The sequence below is a fragment of the uncultured Bacteroides sp. genome (genome assembly GCF_905207245.1).
Classification (GTDB): Bacteria; Bacteroidota; Bacteroidia; order Bacteroidales; family Bacteroidaceae; genus Bacteroides.
This window is the reverse complement of record NZ_CAJLKP010000140.1, coordinates 1-7853: the sequence shown is the minus strand read 5'-3', so window position 1 is coordinate 7853 and position 7853 is coordinate 1. Positions and strand designations below refer to the sequence as shown.

At 42.8% G+C, this 7853-nt stretch carries 5 protein-coding genes; 2 read left to right on the top strand and 3 right to left on the bottom strand.

Features of this window, described 5'->3' with window-relative positions; translation table 11 throughout:
• Positions 1–94 precede the first annotated feature (94 nt).
• The gene (locus tag QZ135_RS23935; RefSeq protein ID WP_294615509.1) at positions 95–2050 is read left to right on the top strand and encodes a recombinase family protein; all 1956 of its coding nucleotides are present in this window, start codon (positions 95–97) and stop codon (positions 2048–2050) included.
• Between the two features lie 10 nt (positions 2051–2060).
• Positions 2061–2306, top strand: coding sequence for a DUF6061 family protein (locus QZ135_RS23930; RefSeq protein WP_294615508.1), 246 nt, complete (start codon positions 2061–2063; stop codon positions 2304–2306).
• 81 nt (positions 2307–2387) lie between these two features.
• On the opposite strand, the gene QZ135_RS23925 is transcribed toward QZ135_RS23930, so the two are convergent.
• The 3 genes from QZ135_RS23925 to QZ135_RS23915 are packed head-to-tail and all read right to left on the bottom strand — an operon-like array spanning position 2388 to position 7507.
• Entirely contained in the window at positions 2388–3290 is a 903-nt protein-coding gene (locus QZ135_RS23925) for a hypothetical protein (RefSeq protein WP_294615507.1), read from the bottom strand.
• Between the two features lie 31 nt (positions 3291–3321).
• On the bottom strand, positions 3322–6546 hold the full coding sequence (locus QZ135_RS23920; protein ID WP_294615506.1) for a type ISP restriction/modification enzyme: 3225 nt from the start codon (positions 6544–6546) through the stop codon (positions 3322–3324).
• A 1-nt stretch (position 6547) separates the two neighbouring features.
• The gene (locus QZ135_RS23915; RefSeq protein WP_294615504.1) at positions 6548–7507 is read right to left on the bottom strand and encodes an SH3 domain-containing protein; all 960 of its coding nucleotides are present in this window, start codon (positions 7505–7507) and stop codon (positions 6548–6550) included.
• Positions 7508–7853: the final 346 nt, after the last annotated feature.

Sequence of the window (7853 nt, the reverse complement as noted above, 5' to 3'; positions counted from 1 at the left end):
CCCCCCCACCGCCATGCACCGGATTATGTGCTGTGGCTTTTGGAGTATTATATCCGCAACGAGGGACTTATGGTAAAGGAAATGAATGAGGGAGGTGGAGATTCTGAAAAAGAAACAACTTAAATGCTATATTTATACAAGAGTGTCCACCTCTATGCAGGTTGACGGGTACAGCTTGGATGCCCAGCGTGACAAGCTGAGGAAGTATGCGGCATACGAAGATATGGTTATTGCCGGGGAGTATTCTGACGAGGGATTTTCCGGAAAGAATATCCAAGGGCGGCAGGACTTCCAACGGATGCTGAATGACATCCAGGACTGCAAGGACGGCGTTTCCTATGTGCTGGTCTTTAAGCTGTCCCGATTCGGCAGAAATGCGGCGGATGTTCTGAACTCTTTGCAGCTCATGCAGGATTTCGGTGTCAATCTGATCTGCGTGGAGGATGGCATCGACAGTTCAAAGGATGCCGGAAAGCTGATGATTTCCGTGCTGTCTGCGGTGGCAGAAATAGAGCGAGAGAATATCCGCACCCAGACAATGGCAGGACGTGAGCAAAAGGCTCGTGAGGGCAAGTGGAACGGTGGTTTCGCTCCTTATGGCTACAAACTGGAAAACGGAGATTTGGTCATTGCGGAGGATGAAGTGGAAGTAATCCGTGTCATTTATGACCGCTACATTCACACCAACGAGGGCGTTGCCGGGGTTGCTAAATATCTGAACCGCAACGGCTTTATCAAGAAACTGCGGCAGAACAATACCATTCCCGGATTTTCAAGGAACTTCGTGCAGGATGTATTGGACAATCCCGTTTACATGGGAAAGATCGCCTATGGCAGACGCAGGACGGAAAAGAAGCAAGGCACAAGAAATGAGATGCACGTAGTTGAGCAGTCGGAGTTCCCGATTTATGAGGGACAGCACGAAGCCATCATTTCGGAAGAAGATTGGTATCTGGCACAGGAAAAGCGTAAGATCAATTCCTTTAAGCGGGAAAAGGTCAACAATCCAGATCATGCACACATCCTGTCCGGCATTCTGAAATGCCCATGCTGCGGAAAGAGTATGTACGGCAATATCGCCAGGGCTCACAGCAAGGACAAGAAAACGAGATATTATTACTACTGCAAAAACACGGTAACACCTACCGGACATGAGTGCAGCTTCCGACTGAATATCGAGCAGACGGAGATCAACAAGTTTGTGGCTAAGATTATATCCGCTATGGTCAACAATCCCCGGTTTGTAGAAGCGATTCAGGCGAAAATCGGCTCGGCTGTTGATACAGAGGATATGGAAAAGCAGATCGCCGTCCTGCAAGGACAGTTGAAGCAAGCCTTTGGAACGAAAAGCCGCTTGGAGCGTCAGATGGACACCTTGGACATCAACGATGCCCACTATGACAGAAAGATTTTGGACTTGCAGCGCCGCTATGATGAGCAGTATGATACAATAGAGGATATCGAAGTTCAGATTGGCGAATTGCAAGGTCAAATCCGCAGCATTCAGCAGGAGAAAATCTCCGGTAACAATATCTATCGGCTCTTACTGGCATTTGATGAAGTCTACCATTCCGCAACAGAAGCGGAACAGAAAGAGTTTATGAAAGCCTTTATCGAGCGAATTGAGATGTTCCCGGAGAAAAGGAAAGACGGAAGCTGGATAAGAAAGATTGTGTTCAACTTCCCTGTGCCTGTTGATGGCGAGGAAGTGAAAGAACTTCCCTTGGAAACTGAAACAACTGTCGAGACGGTATGTTTATTGTCCAAACTAAAATCGACTCAGCATATTGAAGTTGAGCTGGATATGGACGAGTTGGATTTGACCGATGCGGAGAAGAAAGCTACCTACCAAGAGATTAAGAATTATGTGCTGGAGCATTGCGGCTTGAAGGTAAGCAATTTGTATATCGCACAGGTGAAGCAGAAATGCGGTATCATCGAGCGTGAGAATTACAACAAGCCGAAGTCTGAGGATGCCAGGCAGCCCCAATGCCCGCCGGAGAAAGAAAAAGCAATCAAGGAGGCATTGAAGCACTTCGGGATGATTTGAGGTGACGAATATGGAGCGCTTGATTTCCTGTGAGTTCAATATGGATACTGCCTGTGTTGAACTGAAATTTGTCGATGGCAGCATGATTTCCATTGACACGATCGCTGTGGAGAATGAAGTAGTTGACAATATGTATCAGAGGTCGGAACTGGACTGGCTCATCTACAACAGGCCGTTGGAGTATGCGCAGCTGGTTCTTGGCGGCGACTTGGCACAATATGTGAACGGCACACCGGAACATCGGTTGATGGATTGAACAAAATAGTCGTAGGACAGCCCACCGGTCAGATGATCGGTGGGCTGTTTTTATGTTTTGTGCTAATCTCTAAAGATTTGTTTACACCCTATAAAATACCGCTATTGGATGGATGACACATAAATTCTGTGCATCTGTAGGCAAGATTGTGCGCAACACCTCATTAACAGTAAATTGGAGTGTAGCAAATATATTTTTAGGATCATTGGGGTCTGTATCCGCACCAATAATGTTTGTAATCATACCAACACATGTGATTTCTCCACCATATTTGAACCCCAAATTATTCGGATTAATTCGAAAATATTGGTCATCCATTGGGATTAGATATCCGTCACGTGAGATTAACATACGAGTGTACGGCATAAGCTGACGAAATGCAACAATGATATCATGAATATCATCATACTGTTTATCGCTATCGGCAATAAGTCTTTTGAGTTCGCTTTTTATTGCCTTTCCAGTAGTACGAAGTTGCTCTCGGTTCATTCCATCTGTTGCTTTGCTTACTTCTGTTTCAATTTTCTCTTTGGAAGTTTTTTTGAGAAAGTCAACCAAACCGTTTTTGGAAAACAGATTTTCAAGATAATCCATATCCACAAAATCGAAAACACGAGTTAATTCCACATAATCTCCGTACTCATCTGAGTTGTTTTCCCCAACAGAAAATTTCTTAGGTTGAATATAAGTATACGCAATATCAAACGCAGCATCATGAAGAACTTTAGATATAATTTCCCTGGACGTTGTTGCAGAAACACATTCTTTTCCTAATTCACCAGATAGAGAAAGGCTGGCTTCCGCTTTTGCTAGTTTAAGGAAAGAACCTTCTGCTGCTCCAGATCCTTCCATGCCTCCGCTGACATGAGTGCTTTTAGTCTTGTTGTTTTCGCTTTCTTCAGATTGCTCTTGTACAAGCCCTTTTTCTGATTGAGCGATGATGGAATTGACAATATCAGTATCCAAGTATAAGAATTGTTTCATTCTATTGCTCCTCTTTAGAGATTAATATAGCTTAGTGTAAACTCCGCAGATATTCTCTTAATTTGATTGTTTCCTCAAGCAGTCCCACCACATTTTCAATGTGAGTATAGGAATCAATAGTGAGTGTTTCGCCCTTATGTTCCTTAAACCACTTGTCCAACACTTGATGCCCACCAATTTGATATTTCCATGCTTCTTGGGAAATGCCGGTGATACGTTTATTAGCATTTAACTGAAGCACGCCATTTTTATATTTGATGGCTCCGATTTCCATGTCATCAGGAGTGTTTGGTTCAAGAGCAAGTTCTGCTGGGGCTTTGATTTGCATTAGATGCAGCTTTCTCAATCGCTCTCCCACAGAAACATACTCTCGATATAGTTCTTCGCTAACATAAAATTCCCCTTCGTCCCGTTCTTTCTCCGGTGTGTTGATGATTGGGACACGAGGAAAATCCCTGCAAAGATACTGTTCATATTTCTCACAATATACAGGGTCATGTAAGACACCATACACATAATCAAATATCTCTATTGGCTCTGGCTTCTTAGACAGATATTGCGTTAATTTATTGAGTGCTTCGTCGTCCAAATTGGCAGTCCAGCTTTCGCCAGTCAGTCCAGGTTCAGAGCGGAGATAAAGTGGGGCAATATAGGTAATCTCGCACATAGCTGAGAACAGCCGATGGGCAATAATATTTTGTGATACAAATGGAGAAAAGAAGCTTCTGGAAGTTTTACAAAAGACCAAACCGATATTCGCTCCAATCGGGCTATTTGGTTCTGCCAGTAAATGTCCCATCGTACTCTTTTCTCGGGGCCAAAGAACCCATCCACAAGAATTCCCAGAATAATATGTCCAACGAGAATCAAACGGACGAAATGAAATCGGAGTTATAGTGCCTCCGGACAATACATCATTTTGGATTTTCTCAGCTGTTTGTCCACGGCTAAATCTGCCCCATAAATCGAAAATATCTTTTTCTTCTGTGGCATTCTTAACAATGTCCATTCTCCTAATCAATTCAGCTTTGGTAGGAGCAATGGATACTCCGTCATTACCAGAGACAATCCCTGTCACATTTACTGGGAACAGTTCGGCTACGCTAACACCTTTATCATAGGCTTCCTTATCATTACTTCCAAATGGAATAAAATACGCCATCTTTTGATCTAGCTTCAACTGAGAGAAAACCAGGTTGCCCTTGGCCAAGGCTTCAAATTTCGCTTCTCGAGTTCCCCAAATATCCGTGTAGTACACCTTTGCCCAATCGGTTTTTTTAGTTTTCTTGACACCAATAAACAAAGAAACCCCCTGCATAATGTCAAAGATGTTTTCATCCTTGCTTCCATCTGGAGCAGTTTCCTTTTTGTTGGCACTACCGTGAAGATTCACAATATAAATTTTATCAAAGGTTCGCAGAAGGCTACCACGCATACCTCTAAAGGTCGGATTATCTAGATACCCATTATTAGATACAAAGGCGAGTACACCTTCTTTATTCTTATCAATGATCTGTTCGGAAAAACGGAAGAATTTTACGTAGTCATCATTCAGCCAGTGTTTCTTTTCACCGAAGTCGGTTACTCCATCTGTTTCAGTCTTGTATGCTGAAATGTCGTATGGGTTTGTAGATGCTGCCAAATATGGGGGATTACCAATAATCACCTTAATTGGGCGGCGTGTTTTCCATGTATCAGCATTATAGGCTTCCTCTGTTATGGCAGCCGAAAAATCAAACAAGGTCAATTGTTCTCCACGTTCCAAATCGGACATGGGCGGTGTCAGAGTGTTGGTCAAAAAAATGTTTGTGGGAAGCTGAGTTGTCGGCAAATGACCAAGTGTTTCATCAATGGTACGACGAATCTTCAAGTGTGCAACAACATAGCTCGTCATCATAATCTCAAACCCAATTAAGCGGGAAAGCAAGCCGTTCTCTTGCTGAATATAGTTTTCGTAAAATACTGACCGAGCACCAGAAAAATATGTGTTTTTAATGTATTTGATAATTTCCGCACCAAAAGAGCCAGTACCGCAGGCTGGATCTAGAATGGCTACACGGGGTACGGAAATTGTCATCTCGTCTGACCACTTGTTTTTCGTTATCTTGTATGGCGCACACGGAACTTTCGTTGTGATCTGTTCGTTATTAGACAACCCACCTTCAATATCAAAATCTTCGACCAAAATTTTATCTACAAAGGAAATCAGGTATTGCACAGCTTGAACTGGTGTGTAAAAAACGCCAAGAGATTTTCTTAATGCCGGGTCATAAAAAGTCAAAAATTCCTCGTAAAAGTGGATGATCGTATCTTTCTTCTCGTCTCTTTCCAGCAAATTAGAAATATTACAAATGCGGTACAAAGAGCATAGCTTATCAATAACACCTTCAAGGGTGGGATGTTTTCTTCCACTTCCTGCAATATGTAAAAAGAACTGCTTGAGAAGTTCAGATTCTTCTTGCAAATATTTGATGGCCTCATACCTATCAAATGAATCCGGCGTTGTGTCATTATACCTGGCAATAAATAACCCATAAACGATAGTCTGGGCATACATATCTGCAAACTCACGAGTGTTCATTAAGGGACGAAGGTCAGATTTAATCCTGCGATATAACCCGTATAGCTCCATGAACATAGGCAGCTTCTTTTGATTATCAGTCAAGAGCGGTTGCCCAGTACCATCATCTTTAAGAATACCAGAAATAATGCTGCGTATTGTACGGGCGTGCATTGCCATATACTCAGCCAGCTTAGTAGATGATTTTATTTGTGCAGGGTCACGAAGCAAAAAATCTTCTAAAAGGCTAAAAAACAGTTCGATATTGTCTTCTCTCAGAACTAGCTTTCCATCGACCAATTCCATAATTCGCAGACCGGTATACATCTCCGTATCACCAGCACGCCAAAAACGCCATTCAAGATTATCAGTTAAAACAGCATTGCCATACTGATCAGCTTCGATTTTGATCTGGGAGAGGGCTCGCTTGTCAATACCTCCAACTTTTTTAACTTCAACGCCAGCAAACGGTTCGGTTTCTGTAACTTCTTCCTCGATGTGCCACAGTTTAATATCAATATTTTCTCCAGTTTGACCTTTACGCTCACCAGACAAATCACGGGCAGCACATCCAATATCTGTGAACAGAGCCATTATTGGTGCGTTATAAGATGACTCAACATTTCCGAGACGATATGCATCGCAGACCGCACGATAGTATTTAGCTATTATTTCAGAGGCTTTTACGCTTTCCATGTTATCCCTCCAACTCTACGCTGATTTTGGATATCCACCCGGTAATCTCAGCGCCATTTTCATCAGTGTACGTCACTTGATACCAACGGGGAATGTCACTAATAATTTCTAAAGGTGTGTCATACGGGAGGTATCGGATACGAGCAGCAGTAGAGCTTGCTTCTTCTCGTAAAATAGAACGTTCCTTAATTGTGAAACAAATACGACTCTTTTCTTCCAGTATGTCTTGCATTTGAGCAACGGCATCGCAATAGAATTCCACTGTCTCCGGCACTTGTGGCAGAAACATGATTATGTTCAGGATTAAGAGTAATAACCATAACCGCTGCTTGAGTGCTTCAAATTGTTCCCGTACTGTAGGTTTCTTTGCAACTTCAATCTGTGTATCTAACACGGTGGCTATTCGTTCAGAATCGTATCTCACACCATCATAAATAATTGCGCCATCATCATGGATTTCAATATCAGACAAATCTAACGATTTTGCTGTTTCTAAAATGGCAGAATCAAATGACGGTAAATTAGACAAAACACTATTTATATGCTGAATGATGTCTGGTGTCTGATACATCCTTAAAGCTTTGGTCATCTGATCCATAGCAGAAAAAGCACCTGATGGAGTTATTGAAATAGCCTGTTCAATTTTTCTCAACCCGTCTAAAACTGTAGGTGTAGCGGCAAATTTCGTCGCTGCCATATACCCAGCAGAAAGGGACTCGCCTAATAAACTGAGAGTGTGTGCTTGTGCATCAAACGAAGTCGTCTTGTACCAGTTATCCATTCGGGAAATGGCTGCAGTTGCAGAATCTGCAGCAGCAAAAAGATTTTGATCCAAGCGATTTATTTTAATCCACGCAGCACTTTCAGCCAACTGAGACAATGCAGTTGTTGCACCACACAGGCGTTTCATTACTTCATTGCTGCGTTGTAGGGACGAAAACCAATCGTTATTTTTACTCATCTCAATATCCTCACTTTGTAATGCTTCGTAAAACTGATCTCTGCCGCAGCAGATTGCTGATAATCTGAAATTACACTAAAAATTTCAGATTGCCAGCACCAAAAGGAAGATTTACGCTCTCACGATCTGAGCGCAGATGCTTCCTTTTGCTTTTTCTTCGCACCGGTGACAAACTGCCTTTCACAGTTTTGGTACCAACCTGCGAAGAAAATATGGGGTGTCCAGAGGGGAATATCCCCTTGGCTCTGGGTTTCCAATAGGGGCGAGAAGCATCCCTGTTGGCACACGATTTTGCTCTGCAAAGTCTAGTGTGTTATACCTTTGCTTCCGGCTGACGCGGGAAAGG